The sequence below is a fragment of the Mesorhizobium sp. AR07 genome, assembly GCF_024746815.1.
In the GTDB taxonomy this organism is placed as follows: Bacteria; Pseudomonadota; Alphaproteobacteria; order Rhizobiales; family Rhizobiaceae; genus Mesorhizobium.
In genome coordinates this window covers 2,698,171-2,716,220 of the sequence record NZ_CP080525.1, presented here as the reverse complement: position 1 = coordinate 2,716,220, position 18,050 = coordinate 2,698,171, and the positions used below count along the sequence as shown (strand labels likewise).

18 protein-coding genes and 1 pseudogene are annotated in these 18,050 nt (G+C 62.2%); 13 read left to right on the top strand and 6 right to left on the bottom strand.

The annotated features are described in order from the left end of the window. The first annotated feature begins 26 nt into the window (after positions 1-26). The 4 genes from BPNPMPFG_RS13950 to BPNPMPFG_RS13935 are packed head-to-tail and all read left to right on the top strand — an operon-like array spanning position 27 to position 4,569. Entirely contained in the window at positions 27-1,910 is a 1,884-nt protein-coding gene (locus BPNPMPFG_RS13950) for an ABC transporter ATP-binding protein (RefSeq protein WP_258595994.1), read from the top strand. Continuing rightward, a complete protein-coding gene (locus BPNPMPFG_RS13945) occupies positions 1,907-3,790 on the top strand; it encodes an ABC transporter ATP-binding protein (RefSeq protein ID WP_258595993.1) in 1,884 nt (627 codons plus the stop codon). Before BPNPMPFG_RS13950 ends, BPNPMPFG_RS13945 begins: the two co-directional genes overlap by 4 nt. A 4-nt stretch (positions 3,791-3,794) precedes the next feature. Then, positions 3,795-4,262 carry a GNAT family N-acetyltransferase gene (locus BPNPMPFG_RS13940; RefSeq protein ID WP_258595992.1) on the top strand — a complete coding sequence of 156 codons (468 nt, stop codon included), beginning with the start codon at positions 3,795-3,797 and terminating at the stop codon, positions 4,260-4,262. A 1-nt stretch (position 4,263) separates the two neighbouring features. Continuing rightward, on the top strand, positions 4,264-4,569 hold the full coding sequence (locus BPNPMPFG_RS13935) for a DUF6665 family protein (RefSeq protein ID WP_258595991.1): 306 nt from the start codon (positions 4,264-4,266) through the stop codon (positions 4,567-4,569). A 54-nt stretch (positions 4,570-4,623) separates the two neighbouring features. On the opposite strand, the gene BPNPMPFG_RS13930 is transcribed toward BPNPMPFG_RS13935, so the two are convergent. Genes BPNPMPFG_RS13930 through BPNPMPFG_RS13920 form a run of 3 tightly spaced genes read right to left on the bottom strand, consistent with a single transcriptional unit; the run spans position 4,624 to position 5,672 of the window. Further along, positions 4,624-4,968, bottom strand: coding sequence for a cupin domain-containing protein (locus BPNPMPFG_RS13930; protein ID WP_258595990.1), 345 nt, complete (start codon positions 4,966-4,968; stop codon positions 4,624-4,626). Between the two features lie 6 nt (positions 4,969-4,974). Then, the gene (locus tag BPNPMPFG_RS13925) at positions 4,975-5,397 is read right to left on the bottom strand and encodes a type II toxin-antitoxin system VapC family toxin (protein ID WP_258595989.1); all 423 of its coding nucleotides are present in this window, start codon (positions 5,395-5,397) and stop codon (positions 4,975-4,977) included. Beyond that, positions 5,397-5,672 (bottom strand): type II toxin-antitoxin system Phd/YefM family antitoxin, encoded by a 276-nt coding sequence (locus tag BPNPMPFG_RS13920; protein WP_258595988.1) that lies wholly within the window; start codon positions 5,670-5,672, stop codon positions 5,397-5,399. The genes BPNPMPFG_RS13925 and BPNPMPFG_RS13920 overlap by 1 nt, the downstream gene beginning before the upstream one ends. A gap of 260 nt (positions 5,673-5,932) precedes the next feature. On the opposite strand from BPNPMPFG_RS13920, the gene petA reads away from it, so the two are divergent. The 6 genes and pseudogenes from petA (at position 5,933) to BPNPMPFG_RS13885 (ending at position 11,635) form a co-directional block, all read left to right on the top strand. Then, a complete protein-coding gene (gene petA / locus BPNPMPFG_RS13915) occupies positions 5,933-6,493 on the top strand; it encodes a ubiquinol-cytochrome c reductase iron-sulfur subunit (protein WP_258595987.1) in 561 nt (186 codons plus the stop codon). Between the two features lie 16 nt (positions 6,494-6,509). Then, positions 6,510-7,811, top strand: a complete 1,302-nt coding sequence (locus BPNPMPFG_RS13910; RefSeq protein WP_258595986.1) for a cytochrome b — start codon at positions 6,510-6,512, stop codon at positions 7,809-7,811. A gap of 114 nt (positions 7,812-7,925) precedes the next feature. After that, complete coding sequence (locus BPNPMPFG_RS13905; RefSeq protein WP_258595984.1) at positions 7,926-8,798, top strand: cytochrome c1; 873 nt, start codon at positions 7,926-7,928, stop codon at positions 8,796-8,798. A 261-nt stretch (positions 8,799-9,059) separates the two neighbouring features. Further along, positions 9,060-9,754: pseudogene (locus BPNPMPFG_RS13900) on the top strand (acid phosphatase). A gap of 180 nt (positions 9,755-9,934) precedes the next feature. After that, positions 9,935-11,080 carry an alpha-hydroxy acid oxidase gene (locus BPNPMPFG_RS13890; RefSeq protein ID WP_258596743.1) on the top strand — a complete coding sequence of 382 codons (1,146 nt, stop codon included), beginning with the start codon at positions 9,935-9,937 and terminating at the stop codon, positions 11,078-11,080. Between the two features lie 9 nt (positions 11,081-11,089). After that, on the top strand, positions 11,090-11,635 hold the full coding sequence (locus tag BPNPMPFG_RS13885) for an adenine phosphoribosyltransferase (RefSeq protein WP_258595981.1): 546 nt from the start codon (positions 11,090-11,092) through the stop codon (positions 11,633-11,635). A gap of 167 nt (positions 11,636-11,802) precedes the next feature. On the opposite strand, the gene BPNPMPFG_RS13880 is transcribed toward BPNPMPFG_RS13885, so the two are convergent. From BPNPMPFG_RS13880 to corA, 3 genes are all read right to left on the bottom strand, one after another. After that, positions 11,803-12,273, bottom strand: coding sequence for a MaoC family dehydratase (locus BPNPMPFG_RS13880; RefSeq protein WP_258595979.1), 471 nt, complete (start codon positions 12,271-12,273; stop codon positions 11,803-11,805). After that, positions 12,270-12,746 (bottom strand): MaoC family dehydratase, encoded by a 477-nt coding sequence (locus BPNPMPFG_RS13875; RefSeq protein WP_258595978.1) that lies wholly within the window; start codon positions 12,744-12,746, stop codon positions 12,270-12,272. Before BPNPMPFG_RS13875 ends, BPNPMPFG_RS13880 begins: the two co-directional genes overlap by 4 nt. Before the next feature lie 128 nt (positions 12,747-12,874). Then, positions 12,875-13,849 carry a magnesium/cobalt transporter CorA gene (gene corA / locus BPNPMPFG_RS13870; RefSeq protein WP_258595977.1) on the bottom strand — a complete coding sequence of 325 codons (975 nt, stop codon included), beginning with the start codon at positions 13,847-13,849 and terminating at the stop codon, positions 12,875-12,877. Positions 13,850-14,394: 545 nt separating this feature from the next. On the opposite strand from corA, the gene BPNPMPFG_RS13865 reads away from it, so the two are divergent. The 3 genes from BPNPMPFG_RS13865 (at position 14,395) to BPNPMPFG_RS13855 (ending at position 17,912) form a co-directional block, all read left to right on the top strand. Beyond that, on the top strand, positions 14,395-14,661 hold the full coding sequence (locus BPNPMPFG_RS13865; RefSeq protein ID WP_258595976.1) for a hypothetical protein: 267 nt from the start codon (positions 14,395-14,397) through the stop codon (positions 14,659-14,661). Positions 14,662-14,725: 64 nt separating this feature from the next. Then, the gene (locus tag BPNPMPFG_RS13860; protein ID WP_258595975.1) at positions 14,726-15,490 is read left to right on the top strand and encodes a hypothetical protein; all 765 of its coding nucleotides are present in this window, start codon (positions 14,726-14,728) and stop codon (positions 15,488-15,490) included. Position 15,491: 1 nt separating this feature from the next. After that, the gene (locus BPNPMPFG_RS13855) at positions 15,492-17,912 is read left to right on the top strand and encodes a choice-of-anchor D domain-containing protein (protein WP_258595974.1); all 2,421 of its coding nucleotides are present in this window, start codon (positions 15,492-15,494) and stop codon (positions 17,910-17,912) included. The last annotated feature ends 138 nt before the right edge of the window (positions 17,913-18,050 follow it).

Genomic DNA, 18,050 nt, shown 5'->3' with positions numbered 1-18,050 from the left:
GGAAAACAGATTTGTGAGCATGACCTATGTTGTTTGGCTGGTTTGAAAAAAGGCTCGACCCGTTCCCCGCAGCGGAACCGGTCGAGCCGCCCAAGACGCTGGTTGCTTTCTGCGTGCATTATACACGCGGCGCCTGGCCCTATATCCTTTTCGACGCGGTGCTGGTGACGGCGATCGCGATTGCCGAAGTGTGGATGTTCGGCTTCCTCGGCCGCATCGTCGACTGGCTGTCGGGGCAGAATCGGGAGACCTTCCTGCAGACGGAAGCCTGGAAACTCGCCGGCATGGCCTTCATCGTGCTGTTCGCGCTGCCGGGTACGGTATGGCTCCATTCGCTGCTCAACCAGCAGACGCTGATGGGCAACTACCCCATGCGTATCCGCTGGCAGGTACACCGCTACCTGCTCAAGCAGTCGATGAGCTTCTACCAGGACGAGTTTGCCGGCCGCATCGCCACCAAGCTGATGCAGACGGCGCTCGCCGTGCGCGAATGCGTCATCAAGCTGATCGATGTGCTGAACTACGTCATCGTCTATTTTCTCGGCATGTTGTTCATCGTCGGCTCGGCCGACTGGCGGCTGGCAATGCCGCTTGCTGTCTGGCTGGTCGGCTACGTCCTGCTGCTGCGCTATTTCATCCCCCGGCTGGGCAAGGTCGGGGAGGAACAGGCCAATGCGCGCTCGACCATGACCGGCCGCGTCGTCGACAGCTACAGCAACATCCAGACGGTCAAGCTGTTCAGCCATGCGCGCCGCGAAGCATCCTTCGCCAAGGAGGGAATGGCCGGTTTCCTCGACACGGTCTACCGGTCGATGCGGCTGGTGACGGTGCTGTATGGCGTCCTCTACATCCTGAACGCGCTGCTGCTGTTTTCGGTCACCGCGATGTCGCTGTGGCTGTGGCTGGGGCAGGCGGTGACGATCGGCGCGGTCGCCGTGGTCATCGGGCTCGTGCTCAGGCTGTGGGGCATGTCGCAGTGGATCATGTGGGAAATGTCGGGCCTGTTCGAGAATATCGGCACGGTGCAGGACGGCATCGCCTCGATCTCGCTGCCTCGCCTGGTCGAGGACCGGCCGGGGGCGAAGGATATTGCCGTTTCCAGGGGCGAGATCCGCTTCGAGGACATCCGTTTCCACTACGGCAAGCAGAAGGGTGTCATCGAGAGCCTGTCGCTGGCTGTGAAGCCGGGCGAGAAGGTCGGCATTGTCGGCCGTTCCGGCGCCGGCAAGTCGACGCTGGTCAACCTCCTGCTGCGCTTCTACGACCTGGAGAGTGGCAAGATCCTGATCGACGGCCAGGAGATCGCAGCGGTGACGCAGGATTCGCTGCGCGCCCAGATTGGCATGGTCACGCAGGACACCTCGCTGCTGCATCGTTCGGTGCGCGAGAACATCCTCTATGGCCGGCCTGATGCCAGCGACGAGTTGCTTGTCGAGGCGGCGCGGCGCGCCGAGGCGCTGGACTTCATCGCCGGGCTTTCGGATGCCAATGACCGCAAGGGATTCGATGCCCATGTCGGCGACCGCGGCGTCAAATTGTCCGGCGGCCAGCGGCAACGCATCGCCATTGCTCGCGTTATGTTGAAGGACGCGCCGATACTTATCCTTGACGAGGCGACATCCGCGCTCGATTCCGAGGCTGAGGCAGCCATCCAGGAGAATCTCTACAAGCTCATGCAAGGCAAGACCGTCATCGCCATCGCGCACCGGCTGTCGACCATCGCGGCGATGGACAGGCTGGTGGTGATGGATAAGGGCCGCGTCATAGAGGAGGGTTCGCACGAGGAACTCGTCGCCCGGGGCGGGCTCTACGCGCAGCTCTGGCAGCGTCAGTCGGGCGGATTCCTCCTCGAGGACGGCCCGGCCGACGCCGCAAATGACGCACTTGCAAAGGGCCAAGCTGCCGAATGATGACTGCAGTCTATCGCTGGTTCGAGAACTGGGTCTATCCGTTCAGGGAGCCGGCGAATCTTCGGCCACCGACGAGCGTCGGAGGCTTTCTCTGGCACTATGTCGGCCAGGCGAAGTTCGCCTTCTTCGCCATGCTGGTCATCGGCGGCATCGCCCCGCTGGTCGAGGCAGGCCTGTTCTACTTCGTCGGGCGGCTGGTCGACATTCTCGACCAGCTTCCCGGCGAGCGCAACTGGCATGCGCTGTGGAATGCCGCCGGCTCCGAACTGGTGTTCATGATCGCGGTGGTGCTGGTCCTCCGCACCATCGTCGTCGGGCTGTCGGCGCTGGTCGATGAACAGACGATCACGCCCGGCTTCTACAATCTGGTCCGCTGGCAGGCGCATCGGCACGTCTCGCGCCAGTCCTACGCCTTCTTCCAGAACGATTTCGCCGGCCGCATCGCCACCAAGGTCTGGCAGGCCGGGCAAGCCACCGGCGACCTGATGGAAAGCTTCATCGAGGTCGTCTGGTTCATGGTCGTCTATACGGTGACGACGCTGGCGCTGGTGGCCGGGCTGGATCTCAGGCTGGCGGTGCTGGTGGTGATCTGGATCACCGCCTTCGGCTGGCTGGCCAAGCTCTATCTGCCGGCAATCCGCAAGCATGCCGAGGAAACCGCCGAGGCCGGCTCGATGATCACCGGCCGCATCGTCGATTCCTATTCCAACGTGCAGACGCTGAAGCTGTTCTCGGCCGACGGCGACGACCGCTACATCAAAAACGGCTTCGACATCTATCTCGACGCGCTGCGCCCCTTCACCCGCCGGCTGACCGGCGTGCGCATGGCGCTGACGACGCTGTCGGGCATCATGATCACGGCGATCGGCTGTTTTGCCGTCTATCTCTGGGTCGAGGGCTCGATCACGGTCGGCGCGGTCGCCTTCACGCTGTCGCTGGTGCTGCGGCTCAACATGCTGCTTGGCCGGCTGATGATGCAGCTCAACGGCATATTGCGAAACCTCGGCGTGCTGGAAAATTCCAAGGCGCTGATCTCGCAGCCGCTCGGCCTCATCGATGCACCCGACGCGAAGGAACTCGTGGTGGCCGGCGGGCGCATCGAGGTGAAGAATGTCGAGTTCCATTACGGCAAGGGGTTCGGCGTGCTCAACGGCATCGACCTCGTCGTGCGGCCGGGCGAGAAGGTCGGGCTGGTCGGGCCGTCCGGGGCCGGCAAGACCACACTCGCTAATTTGATCCTGCGACTCTACGATTTGGAGGGTGGGTCCATCACCATCGATGGTCAGGACGTCTCCGATGTGACGCAGAATTCGCTGCGCGCCAATATCGGTGTCGTCAGCCAGGACACCGCGCTGTTCCACCGTTCGCTGCGTGACAACATCAAGCTCGGCATGCCGGATGCCACCGACGCCGAAGTGATCGCGGCGGCCAGGAAGGCTGAGGCGCACGAGTTCATCCTTGGTCTGCGCGACAACAGGGACCGTGCCGGCTACGAGGCCTTTGTCGGCGAGCGCGGCGTGAAACTGTCGGGCGGCCAGCGCCAGCGCGTGGCGATCGCCCGCGTCTTCCTCAAGGACGCACCGATCCTGATCCTCGACGAAGCGACGTCTGCGCTGGACTCGGACATCGAGGCGGCGATCCAGGAGAATCTGACGCGGCTGATGGAAAACAAGACGGTCATCGCCATCGCCCACCGGCTGTCGACGATTGCCGCGCTCGACCGCCTCGTGGTGCTCGACGGCGGCCGCATCGTGGAACAGGGCACGCATGACCAACTGGTGGCGCTCGACGGGCTCTATGCGCGGCTGTGGAAGCGGCAGTCCGGCGGCTTCCTCTATCACGAGGACAGCGTGCTCGAAGAGACTCGGCCGGCGGAGTGAGGGCATGGGCGGATCAGCAGGGGTCGGCTATGTGCTCGAGCGGCTCCGGCCGACAACGCCGGCCTTTGACGCGCTGAAGGACGAGAGCCGGCTGGAAGGCTACTGGATGCTGGTGCGCCTGGCGGATGGCTGGGCAAGCGACCATAACAAGTTCCTGAAGCGGGGCGAGGCGCTGTACGGGACATGGCATGGCCGGGAACTCGCCGGCGTGTGCGGGCTGAACATCGATCCTTATTTCGAGAGCAGGGACCATGGCCGGGTCCGGCACCTGTTCGTGAGTGCGCGTCACCGCCGCACCGGCCTTGGCCGCATGCTGGTCGAGACCGTCATCGACAGGGCACGTCACCATTTTGCCGTGCTGAACACCCGCGCGCCGCAAGAAGCCTTCGCTTTCTATGAGCGGCTTGGCTTCCAGCCGGTGGTGGGCGAAGAATTCGTCACACACCGCATGATTTTTGGGAAAGGGGGCTGAAATGTCGCTGCGTCCGCCATCCGCCGGCGCTTCGGCCGCCGAAGCCGCCTTCGACGCGCTCGGCCATGAAATCCTCGCCGAAAAGGCGGCCGCACTCGGCCGTGCCGGCCAGCGGGTCGAGGAAACGCTGGCCAGGCTGCGCGACAATGGGGATGAGCAACTGCGCCCCCGGCTCCTCAAGGAGGCAGCCGAAGCGGTGCACGGTTATTTCATCCAGCGCGAACTGTGCGGCTTGCGAAAGCACGACGCCGTCATCCGCGAATACAACATCCCAAAGGCGGTGCTGGTCAGGCTTGGCGCGAAATAGCGCTTTTGACCGTTGATCTTTTCCGAAAGCTGGTTGCCACCTTCGGGATCATGGTCACTCCAGCCATTCGGTGATGAAACTGCCGTTCTCGTGGATGTCTGTCGTTTCCAGCGGGCCGGGGCCGAGATTGGTGAATTTGTGCGGCGTGTTGGGCGGAACGATCAGGATCTGGCCGGCCGATGCCTCGACCTCCTGGTCGCCGACCATGAACAGGCCGGTGCCCTGGCGAATGATGAAGATCTCTGCGTAGGGATGCCTGTGCAGGCGCGGCCCGCCGCCGACGTCAGGCAGATAGTTGAAGATCAGGCAGGAGTTGGAACCGTAGGCGCCGCATTGCAGTTCGCCCTTCCAGTGGTCGGAGCGAACAGCCCATGCGTCGCGGTCTATTACGTGTGCCATGGCCATCTAACTCGTCGCCGAAATCCAGGGATTGAACAGTTTCACGCCGGTGCCTTCGAAATCCTTCGTATTGCGGGTCACAACCGTCAAGTTGTTGACGAGCGCGGTGGCGGCGATGAGAGCATCGCGTTCCGGCCTGGGGTCGGGAACGTGGAGGTTCGCGCAACGCACGACGATGGCTGTGTCCACACTCAGAATCCGTTCGTCGAATTCCGGAATGAGTATCCGGTCCAGCCACTCGCGGTAGACGGCGGCTTGCCTGGTGTCCTTCCTTGCCAAAAGCAACGTCCCGATTTCGAGCTCCAGGATCGAAATCACCGACATGAAAAAACTGGCGATGTCGTGATTCTCTGCCCAGGCCAACACGTTGGGGTCGGCCTTGTCCCGGCGGCGCAGATTCGAAACGACATTGGTGTCGAGAATGAACATCAGTCGAGTTCGGGTACCCTAAAAAACGGTCCTTCCAGACGTGGTGGTTCCCAGTCGAAATCCGCTTCAGGGCGATCGTCGGCAAGCGCATCGGCAAGGCTTCTCGGCTTCTTCTGAAGCCGCTGATATTCCTCCATCGACATCAGCACATGGGAAGGCTTGCCGCGGTCGGTGATAATGACCGGCCCGTTCCTGGCTGCCCGTTTGGCGAGCGCCGTGTCCTGGTTGAATTCACGGCTCGACATGATGGTGATTGTCTTCGTCGAGATGTTCATTTCAGCACCTCCGTGCAGAAGATGTAGACATATTGCTACATTTGGCCAAACCGGTCAAATTTATCTCTGTGCGGAACGCCCGCGACAATCTGCCCTTGTGCCTTCACCCGTCTGGACAAAAACGGGCTTCACGCATAAACCGAAGTCCAAATGCCGGAGGAATTCGCAAGCCTGTTCGCCATGCGCTGTCGGGTTGGCGTAATTGAGCGGGGAACAAGGCTCAGCCACCGGCGCGGAAGAGGCGAAAGGATCAGGCACCCGTGAGCGCAACCGACATCCAGGATCCCAATCGTCGTGATTTTCTCTACGTCGCTACCGGCATGGCCGCAGTGGTCGGCGCGGGTGCCTTCGCATGGCCGTTCATCGACCAGATGCGCCCCGATGCCTCGACGCTGGCGCTTGCCTCGGTCGAGGTCGACGTCGCTTCGTTGACGCCGGGCATGTCGCTAATCGTCAAATGGCGCGGCAAGCCTGTCGTGGTGCGCAACCGCACCGAGCAGGAGATGAAGGACGGCGAGGCGGTCAAGCTCACCGATCTCAAGGATCCGATCGCGCGCAACGCCAATTTGCCGGCCGACGCGCCGGCGACAGACGCCAACCGCACCACGCCCGGCAAGGAAGCCTGGATGGTGATGGTTCAGGTCTGCACCCATCTGGGCTGCATTCCGCTCGGCCAGGAAGGCGATTTCGGCGGCTGGTTCTGCCCATGCCACGGTTCGCAGTACGACACCGCCGGCCGCATCCGCAAAGGCCCGGCGCCCGAGAACATGGCAGTGCCGGTATTCAAGTTCATTTCCGATACCAAGATCCTTATCGGTTGAGGCAGGGGATATTTCGATGAGCGAGGGACACTCGACCTATACGCCCAAGACCGGTATCGAACGCTGGTTCGACGCCCGCATGCCGCTGCCGCGGCTGATCTATGACAGCTTTGTCGCCTATCCAGTGCCGCGCAACCTCAACTATGCGTGGACCTTCGGCGGCATCCTGTCGATCATGCTGGTGGCGCAGATCCTGACCGGCATTGTGCTGGCCATGCACTACACGGCCGACACCAATCTCGCCTTCGGCTCGGTCGAAAAGATCATGCGCGATGTGAATTCGGGCTGGCTGCTGCGCTACATGCATTCGAACGGCGCCTCGTTCTTCTTCGTCGCCGTCTACATCCACATCTTCCGCGGCCTCTATTACGGCTCCTACAAGGCGCCGCGCGAGTTGCTCTGGATCCTCGGCTGCATCATCTACCTGCTGATGATGGCGACCGGCTTCATGGGCTATGTGCTGCCATGGGGACAGATGTCGTTCTGGGGTGCCACCGTCATCACCGGCTTCTTCAGCGCCATCCCGCTGGTCGGCGACTGGATCCAGCAGCTGCTGCTCGGTGGCTTTGCCGTCGACAATCCGACGCTCAACCGCTTCTTCGCGCTGCATTACCTCTTGCCGTTCATGATCGCTGGCGTCGTCGTGCTGCACATCTGGGCGCTGCATGTCGTCGGCCAGTCGAACCCGACCGGCATCGAGATCAAGTCGAAGACCGACACCGTCGCCTTCACCCCTTACGCGACCATCAAGGACGCGTTCGGCATGATCGTGTTCCTGTTCTTCTTCGCCTATTTCGTCTTCTACCTGCCGAACTATCTCGGCCACCCGGACAACTACATCGTCGCCAACCCGCTGAAGACGCCGGCCCATATCGTGCCGGAATGGTACTTCCTGCCGTTCTACGCGATCCTGCGCGCCATCACCTTCAATGTCGGGCCGATCAACTCCAAGCTCGGCGGCGTGCTGTGCATGTTCGGCGCCATCGTCATGCTGTTCCTGGTGCCGTGGCTCGACACCTCCAAGGTGCGCTCGGCGGTCTACCGGCCCTGGTACAAGCTGTTCTTCTGGCTGTTCGTGGCCGATGCCATCCTGCTGGGATGGCTGGGCTCGCAGCCTGCCGAAGGCAGCTACGTGTTCATGGCGCAGATGGCGACGCTGTTTTACTTTGCCTTCTTCCTGGTCGCGCTGCCGGTGCTTGGCCTGATCGAGACGCCGCGAAGGCTGCCGAACTCGATCACCGAAGCGGTGCTCGAGAAGAACAAGGGCGGCAGCGGACATCCGGCGCGTGCCACGGCCGCACCAGAGACCAAGGGCTAGAGCATGATCCCGAAAAGTGGGGACCGGTTTTCTCGGACAAACGGAAAACCGTTTTGTCCAGAGATCATGCTCGAACAGGAAGACAGAGCGGTAGAGAATCTAAGGGGATTTGGCATGAAGAAGATTCTCACCTCGCTGGCGCTGATCGGCCTCGTGGCCGTCGGCACTGGGACCGCAGCCACTTGGGCGACCGCTGCCGAAGAGGCACACAACGCGGCCGCGCCGACGCATTTCCCGATCAATGAGCCGAAGGAAATGAGCTGGAGTTTTACCGGCCCGTTCGGCACTTATGACAAGGCGCAGCTGCAGCGCGGCCTGAAGGTCTACAAGGAAGTCTGCTCGGCCTGCCATTCGATGAACCTGGTGGCGTTCCGCACGCTGTCGGACCTCGGTTATTCCGACGCGCAGATCAAGACGCTGGCGGCCGGGTACACCATCCATGACGGCCCCAACGATGCCGGCGACATGTTCGACCGTCCCGGCAAGCCATCCGACCACTTCCCGCCGCCATTCGCCAACGAGGAAGCCGCGGCTGCCTCCAATGGCGGCGCCGCTCCGCCCGACATGTCGCTGCTGGCCAAGGCTCGCGGCGTCGAGCGCGGCTTTCCGCAATTCGTCTTCGACATCTTCACCCAGTATGACGCGGGCGGTCCCGACTATATCCACTCGCTGCTGACCGGCTACGACCAGACGCCGCCGGCCGGAATGGTGATCCCGGAAGGCACCCACTACAATCCCTACTTCATGTCGGGCGTGTCGCTGAAGATGCCCAAGCCGCTCTCCGACGGCCAGGTGACCTATGATGACGGCGCGCCGCAGACCATCGACCAGTATTCCCGCGACGTCTCCGCCTTCCTGACGTGGGCGGCCGAGCCGCACATGGAAGACCGCAAGAAGACCGGTTTTCGCGTGCTGGTGTTCCTGCTCTTGTTCGGCGCGCTGGTCTATCTCACCAAGCGCAAGGTGTGGGAAGGCGTGGCGCACTAAGGCCTGCTGATATTCAGGTGAGGCCGGTCTGCAAACAATGGCTTCCTGCGCTTCCGGTGCTCACGTATTTTAAGTACGCTCCGCTCCGGTTCTCGGAAACCACCGTTTTCGACTCGGCCTGACCTGAATCTCAAGAGGCCTTGACCTCGATCACTTAAGGGCGGCGCGAGGCGCCCTTTTGCATTTCCGGAGGCTGGTGATGTCACATGGCCGTCACTGCATCTGGCGATCCTGTGCCGCACTCATCAAAGGATCGCACCCATGAAAAGATATGCATCGCTCGTAGCAGGCCTGCTGCTGCTCATCGTCGGCTCGGCCGCGCAGGCGGAAGACGCCCAGCCCTTCGTCACCAACAAGGATGTCGACCTGACGATGATCCTTCCACCGCCGCCGGCGAACGATTCCGCGCAGACCAAGGCCGAACTCGGCGAGGTGCTGACGCTGCAGGTGACGCGCACGCCCGAGATGGTGGCCAGGGCTGTCGCCGACGCCGAGGAGAATGTCTGGCGCTTCGCCGATGTCATGGGACCGAAGTTCAACAAGGAAACGCTGCCGAAGTTCAGTGCCTTCTTCGACCGCGTGGTGGCCACCGAAGGCGCCGTCGTCGATCCGGCCAAGGATGTCTGGAAGCGTCCGCGTCCGCACCAGCTCAGCGACCTCGTCAAGCCCGCGGTCAAGCTGTCCAGCTCCGGTTCGTGGCCTTCCGGCCACGCACCGTCGGCACAATGATGGGCATCATCCTGTCCGACATGGTTCCGGAAAAGCGCGCCGAGATCATGACGCGCGCGGCCGAATACGCCCACAATCGCGAGGTCGGCGGCATCCACTACGCGTCCGACATCGAGATGGGCAAGATTTCCGGCAGCGTCATCGCCGCGGTGCTGCTCAACCGGGACGACTTCAAGGCCGAATATGACGTGGCCAAGGCCGAGCTTCGTTCCGATCTCGGCATGTAATCGTTAGTCGGCAGTCGATCTTCGACGGGAGGGGCGCTTCGGGCGCCCCTTTTCGTGCTTGGGGGGATGATCGAGGAGCAACTCGGTAATTTGGCCGTTGGCACGGAGACTTCAGATTGATATTCGACGCATCAAGCGGCGGCGCGCGGCTTGCCCCGATATGACGTCTGGAAATCGATGATGCGGCTCGGCGACTGTCACAATTTTTCCGATTTCCGCCGCATGGCGCAACGGCGGCTGCCGGGGCCGATCTTCAACTACATCGACGGCGCGGCGGACGATGAGGTCACCTATCGCCGCAACACCGAAAGCTTCGAGACCTGCGACCTGGTTCCCAACGTCCTGCGCGGCGTCAGCGAGATCGACATGTCGGTGACGGTGATGGGCCAGAAGCTGGCGATGCCGGTCTATTGCTCGCCGACCGCCTTGCAGCGCCTGTTCCACCACCAGGGCGAGCGCGCGGTCGCCAAGGCCGCCGCCAAATACGGGACGATGTTCGGCGTCTCCTCGCTCGGCACCGTCAGCCTCGAGGAGACGCGCAGGATTAGCGGCAGCCCGCAGGTCTATCAGTTCTATTTCCACCGGGATCGCGGCCTCAACCGGGCGATGATGCAGCGAGCAAAGGAGGTTGGCGTCGAAGTGATGATGCTGACCGTCGACAGCATCACTGGGGGAAATCGCGAACGCGACAAACGCACTGGCTTTGCCATTCCCTTCAAGCTCAACCTGGCCGGGATGACACAGTTCGCGCTCAAGCCGGCCTGGGCGCTGAACTATTTCACCCATGAGGGGTTCAAGCTGCCGCAGCTGGACGAGCATGTCGACATGGGTGGCGGCACCATGTCGATCAGCCGCTACTTCACCGATATGCTCGACCCGTCGATGACATGGGACGACGTCGCCGAGATGGTCAGGCTGTGGTCGGGCCCGTTCTGCCTCAAGGGCATCATGTCGGTGGAGGATGCCAGGCGCGCCGTCGAGATCGGCTGCAGCGGCATCGTGCTGTCGAACCATGGCGGCCGGCAGCTGGATGGCTCGCGGGCGGCTTTCGACCAGCTTGCCGAGATCGTCGATGCGGTCGGCGATCGGATCGACGTCATCATGGATGGCGGCGTGCAGCGTGGCACGCATGTGCTGAAGGCGCTGTCGCTCGGCGCCAAGGCTGTCGGTGTCGGCCGCTACTATCTGTTTCCGCTGGCCGCGGCCGGCCAGCCGGGCGTCGAACGGGCGCTCGAACAGATGCGGGTCGAGATCGAACGCGGCATGAAGCTGATGGGCTGCAGTTCGATCGAACAATTGTCGCGCAAGAACCTCCGTTTCAGGTAATCTCGAATCATGAAATCTTCCCTCGAAGACACTCTGCTTGCCGCGATCCGCACCATTCCGGATTATCCCAAGCCCGGCATCCTGTTTCGCGACATCACCACGCTGCTCGGCAATGCACGCGCCTTCCGCCGCGCCATCGACGAGCTGGTGCATCCCTATGCCGGCCAGAAGATCGACAAGATCGCCGGCATCGAAGCGCGCGGCTTCATCCTTGGCGGCGCCGTTGCTCACCAGCTCTCGGCCGGCTTCGTGCCGATCCGCAAGAAGGGCAAGCTGCCTTTCGAGACCGTGCGCGTCGCCTACAGCCTGGAATACGGGCTGGACGAGATGGAGATGCACAAGGACGGCGTCTCGCCGGGCGAGAAGGTGATCCTGGTCGACGATCTGATCGCCACCGGCGGCACCGCGGAAGCGGCGGTCAAGCTCTTGCGCCAGATCGGCGCCGACATCCTTGCCGCCTGCTTCGTCATCGACCTGCCGAACCTCGGCGGCCGCAAGAAGCTTGAGGAACTTGGCGTGCCGGTGCGGACGCTGATTGGGTTCGAGGGGGGTTGAGACCGGTTTGCCGAAGGCAAATTGAAAGGTCCACTGGACCTTTCAAAGGTTTGGAACGCCCGGAGCGATAGCGAAGGGCCGGGTGGCAACGCGAACCACCAACGCTGGCGCCGCCCCTCATCCGCCCTTTGGGCACCTTCTCCCCGTAAACGGGGAGAAGGCAGAAATTACTCCACCTTGACCAGCACGGCGCTTTCGAATTCCAGCACCTTGTCGCCGGTCGAATCGAAGGCTTCGGAACGCAGCGCCAGCAGCCGCCAGCCGGGGCGCGACGCAATCGGGCGGTGGGATAGTGCTGTGCGCGTGAAGGTGACGGTCTCGCCGGCATAGACCGGCTTTGGCCATTTCAGGTTCTTGAAACCGGGCGAGGGGCCGAATTCGGGCAGCGGACCGGGACCGCTCCACGCAGCGACCTCGGCGTCCATCCGGCTTTCCAGATTGAGTTTCATCCAGGTGGCGGCGGTGTGCCAGCCGGACGCGCAGAGCCCGCCGAGTACGCTTTTTCTCGCCGCCTCCTCGTCAACATGGAAGACCTGCGGGTCGTATTTCCTGGCGAACGCCTTGATCGCCTCGGGCTCGAATGTGTGCGAGCCGAGCGTGACGGTGGTGCCGATGCGGAAGAATTCGTCCAATGTCATGCTGGGCTCCCGGCGGCGTCACGCGTGAGGAACATGACGGAGTTCTCAAGCTCGAAGACGCTTTCGCCGCGCTGGTTTAACAGCTCGCTGCGCATGGTCACGAAGCCGAGTTGCGGCTTCGATCTGGAAAGGCGTTTGGCAACAACGGCGACGCTGCCGGTAAGTGTGTCGCCGGCCAGAACCGGTTTCTTCCATTTGACCTGATCGACACCGGGCGCGCCCTGGCAGGTGGAGTCCAGCAGGAACGCATCGCACAGCATGCGCATGAACATGGCGCAGGTGTGCCAGCCCGATGCCGCCAGCCCCCCGAGGATACTGGCCCTACCGGCTTCCTCGTCGAGATGCATCGGCTGCGGGTCGAACTCCGTGGCGAATTCGATGATTTCGGCGGCACTCACCAGCTTGCTGCCGAGGTCGAGCGATGCGCCCTCTACAAAATCCTCATAGGCCCAGGTTTTTGTTTTTGCAGTCATGGTCTGAAATCCGGTTCGGAAAACCTGCGACCCTCTGGATCGGGGATTTCCGGATGCAGGCCGCAGCGCATTTGGTCAAGAGATTTCTATAGCACCAGACCGCCGCCACTTGGCCTCTGGCCCTGATGTCAGAGCCAGCCGCGGCGGCGGAAATACCAGAAGGGCAGGATCGCCGACAGGATCATCAAGCCGACGGCGAAGGGATAACCCCACTGCCATTTGAGCTCGGGGATGATGTCGAAATTCATGCCGTAGATCGAAGCGACCAATGTCGGTGGCAGGAAGATCACGGCGGCGACCGAGAAGATCTTGATGATGGCGTTCTGCTCGATCGAGATCATGCCGAGCGTGGCGTCGAGCAGGAAGCTGATCTTCTGCGACAGGAAGGTGGCGTGGTCGGCGAGTGACAGCACGTCGCGCGACAGCGTCTTGATGCGCGCCTTGGTGTCCTTGCTCATCTTGGTCCGGGTCGAGGCATGGGCGAAGAAACCGGCGAGGCGCTGCAGCGAGATCAGGCTGTCTCGGATCGAGGAGGCGATGTCCTCCTTGCGGCCGATGGCTTTCAGGAGCTCCTGGAAGTCGCGGTTGCGCTTGGAAACCTTGGTCGAGCGCGCCTGGAAGATATCGCGCGAGATTGCCTCGATGTCGCGGCCGGCGCGCTCCAGAATATCGGCGAGGCGGTCGACGATCGCCTCCAGCAGGCCGATCAGGATGGTGTCGCCGCTGGTGCAGCCGGTCGCCACCTTTTCGGCGCGCTGCGGAAAGGTCTTGAACGCCTTCGGTTCGTGGTAGCGCACGGTGATCAGCCTGGTGCCGGCCAGCACGAAGGTGACCGGCGACATCAGGGGATCGTCGACCTCGGTCTGGGCGGGCAGAGTGGCGGTCATGAAGTAGGCGCCGTCCTCGACATAGAGGCGGCTCGAAATCTCGATCTCCTCCATCTCCTCGCGCGTCGGAATGGCAACGCCGAGCCAGCTCTCGATGGTCGCTTCCTCGTCCTTTGTCGGGTTGAGCAGGTCGGCCCAGACGACATTGTCGCTGTTTGCCAGGAGATCGTCGACGGAGCGCAGGCGGTCATTGTCCACGACGAAGGCCTTGATCATCGCCGGGTCTCCCTTGGGGACGTTCGTGGTCGTTGCAGGTCGAGTGCGAACGCCCTTAGACTGGGCACCAGGGGCAGTCAAGCGGTCTGAGACGGCGGTCCAATGGGCACGAAGGCGATCGGTCGCTGCCATGGCCGCCGATCCTTGGCCGAGATCTGGTCGGGCATCGTCGCCTCGCCAAAGTTCGGTTCGATGTCACGGAGTTGGCGACCCGCGTATACGCCGCACGCCAGGCAGGTGGATGGAGCGCGGCAACGGCGATAGCCGACAGCGAAGGCAAAAGTGCGCAAGTCATTGCTTTTCAAGTGATTCCTAAAGTAATGCACAGCTTGCGTCTGCCGAATTTCCGTCAATTTTCCTCAAGTTGAAATAAAATTGCGCGACCGTCGGTAACAGAAAGATAGAAATAACAAATTTTAAAAACATTAGTGACACCGCATATATCAAAGAGTACACTGTGGCGCTTGTACGATATTTTGATCCTGTTTTTCCCATCGAAGATTGTCGTCTCGAAATAGAGCCGGCAAACCTGGAGGATTTGACCGATGGATGAAATCGTACCGGTAATTCTCGGAGCTGCATTGGGAGCGCTGGTCTGGTGCACCTCGGTTGGCCGGATACGCTCCGTGCTTGCCATTCTTGCAGTCTTGGCGGCAGGCGCTTTCGCCACCATATTGAGCGGCGAGATTCAGCTCAGCTGGATCTATTTCCTGATTGATTTCATTGAAGCGGGGCTTGGCCTCGTCATCGGCATTGTGCTTGTGCATTTGTTCCGGCGAAGCCGGGCAGTAAACGTTTCAGCACGAAACTAGTTTCCGGACTGCAAATTTAGGATCGTTTCATCGCGGACGTCTCGTCCGTTGGGAGGAGTGCGCCATGAGCACGGACGAACGACGCCCGGAGGAAGCCGGTTTCATATTCCGGGGCAAGGCAGTGCCGGACAAAGATCGTTCAATCCGTGAAGAAGGCGGTGCCGAACGCGGCTCCACGGCGGAAAACACAATCAGTATCCATATCGACGAGGTGATGCACAGCACCGCCGAGTTGCGCGGCCTGCGCGGCCGCGACGCTCTCGTCATCACCGAACACAGGGCGACTTTCGAAGGCGGCGAGGAATTCGTGTTCTTCACCGACGTGGTGTCGCTGGGGGATGATCTCATCGTTCGCGAACTTGGTCATCGCCGCGCCACATCGGAAGCGCGCGAGGAGATTGCCGAGACGCTGCGCGCCGCTGTCGAGCGGCCGCTGGCCGAGCGCGTGCGTCATGCCGAATTGATCGTGACCGGCGAGGTCACGGCTTCCAGGGTGCTGGAGCGTCCGTCTCCGCCACGCTCCGAGCACGATCCGGAATGGGGCATAGCGCGCGTCGCCGTGCGAACCGTTCTCAAAGGGAAGAAACCGAAGGGAGATGTCGAAGTCCTCTTTGCCAACAGCCATGACATCGCCTGGTACAAATCGCCGAAGCTGCATGAGGGCAAGCGTGGCATCTTCCTGCTCCACCTGGCTGGGCAAGAGGACGAGGACGACCATCCGCGCGACCTGCCCAGGCCCATCCACAAGGCGATCGATCCGCTGGATTTCCTGCCCGCGGACCGCGAGGCCGACGTGCGCCGCCTGATCGATCAAGAGGGAGGTCGCTGAGATGTCGGACGTCCTCACAATCGTCAACATGATCCCCAACCTGTCGAGCGGGGAGACCAACCAGGACAGCGAACCCAATCTGGCGGTCAATCCCGCCAATCCGCTGGAGATCGCCGGAACCGCCTTCACGCCGAGCCCCAATGCCGGCAGCAAGAATTCCCCGATCTTCTTTTCCAACGACGGCGGCTCCACCTGGAGCCTGAAAGACCTGATTGCCGGCACGCCGGTGCGCGACCAGACGCTGCGCTTCGCGACGACGAGCGGCAATCTCTACGCCGGCGTGCTGTGGGGCGGCGGCGGCATCTCGTCGATCAATTTCGACATCTTGCGGACCAACGATTTTTCCGGCGCCACGACGATGTTCAGAATGGCGACGCGCAAAAACGACGACCAGCCCTTCGTACAGGCGGCGACTGTTCCTTCAGGTCCCGGCGCCGGCAAGGACCGCGTCTATGTCGGCAGCAACGACCACGCGCCGGCCAACATACCGGCAACGGTCGATCAGTCACTCGACGCGGCAATCGCCGCGCCCGCTACCAGCACCTTCGTCATAGAAGGCCGCACCGTCGCTCGCGACGGCTTCCAGACGCGGCCGGCCGTCCACCCGAACGGCACCGTCTACGCGCTGTTCTATGCCGTGCTGCCCGGCTTCGCGTCCTTCGACGTGGTGATCGTGCGCGATGACAACTGGGCAAGCAGCGCCACGCCGTACACCGCGCTGACCGATCCCGGCGACCTCAAGCAGGGCCTGCGCATCGCCACGGGCGTCAACAACCCGTTCCTGGGCCTCAACATCGGCCAGCAACGTATCGGCGGCGACCTTTCGATAGCAGTCGACCCCAACAACAGCGCAGTCGTCTACGCCTGCTGGGGCGACCAGACGGGCGGCACCTATACGCTCTACGTGCGCAAGTCGACCGATTCCGGGGCAACCTGGTCGGGCAACCTGCGCAGCATCGCCAATGCGACCAATCCGGCCCTGGCCATCAACGAGGCCGGCCGGCTCGGCTTCGTCTACCAGCAGGTCACCGGCCTTGCACCCAGCCAGCGTTGGGAAACGATGCTGGAACTGACGACCAACGATTTCGGATCGATCAGCACCTACATGCTGGCCACCACGCCGGCCAGTTCGCCGGCAGCGAGCTTCCAGCCCTATATCGGCGACTATCTCTACATGATGGCGGTCGGACGCTCGTTCTACGGCATCTTCAGCGCCAACAACACGCCGGACAACGCCAACTTCCCCAACGGCGTCAAGTTCCAGCGCAACGCCAATTTCACAACCAAGACTTTGCTCGCCACGGACAACGTTACCCCGGTGGCGGTGTCCATTGACCCGTTCTTCTTCAAGGTCGCGCCCGGAACCGGTAGGGTGGTCACCGGCATCGCCGACAAGGGCAATTTCGGCCATGTATGCGTCGGCTCGTTCACCGACGAGGAACTGACTATCGACAATGGCGGCACGGCAATGCTGTCGATCACCAACATCGTCTCGTCGTCGCCAGACTTCGTAACGCCGAGCGTGCTGTCCTATCCGGTCAAGCTCGGCGTCGGCGATGCCATCGACCTGCCGATCCGGTTCGAGCCGACCAGCCTCGGCCTCAAGGCGGCGATCATCACCGTGTTCAGCAATGATCCGGCCGGGCCGCACAAGGTCCACGTATCGGGTCTGGCGCAAGGGCCAAAGCTCAACCTCCTGATCGCCGACACCGGCAGTTTCGGCAAGGTCTGCGTCGGGTCGTTCCGCGACGAACCGCTTATCCTCAACAATGGCAGTCATTGCGGGTTGACTGTGACCGGAGCGACATCGTCCTCGCCGGACTTCCTGGTTCCGGAGGCGCTGTTCTATCCGCTGCTGATCGGGGCCGGCGCCTCGCTGCCGCTGCCGATCCGTTTCGCGCCGAAGAGTTTTGGCGCGAAGGGGGCGACGATCACCGTCACCAGCACCGATCCAGGCAGCCCGCACGACATCGTGGTCAAGGGCGAAGCGCCGAGCGGCAAGCTCGCCGTCACCGGTTCGCTGTGCTTCGGCGGTGTCAAGGCATGCTGCCGGACGGAGCGGGTGATCTCGATCTGCAATGTCGGCGAATGCGCCCTGCACGTGTCGAGCGTCGCCTTCAAACGCAAGAGCCATCACTGGAAGCTGGTCCACAACCCGTTCCCGGCGACGCTGCATGCGGGTTCGTGCCTGGCGCTGACCGTCTGCTACAAGGCTAACGAGAAGTGCCCGCGCGCCTGTGAGCTGATCATCACCAGCGACGATCCAGCAATGCCGGTCAAGACACTGGACGTGATGGCCTACACGATCTGGGAGGAATGCGGCTGCAAGCGCGAAGGCCACGAGCACCACAAATGCGGTTGCGACGAATGCCGGGATGATTGCTGCGACGACGATGATGCTGACGACAGGGACGACGAATAGAGCGCATCGCCCGGCCAAAGGCGCTATTCTGTCGGCATTACGGCGAATGGATTTTCAGCTTTCAGCTGGAGGCTTCCGAATAGGCTGCCTCAACTTGAGAGGCGGCCTATTCTCGATGGATCGCACATCCGTCGAGAC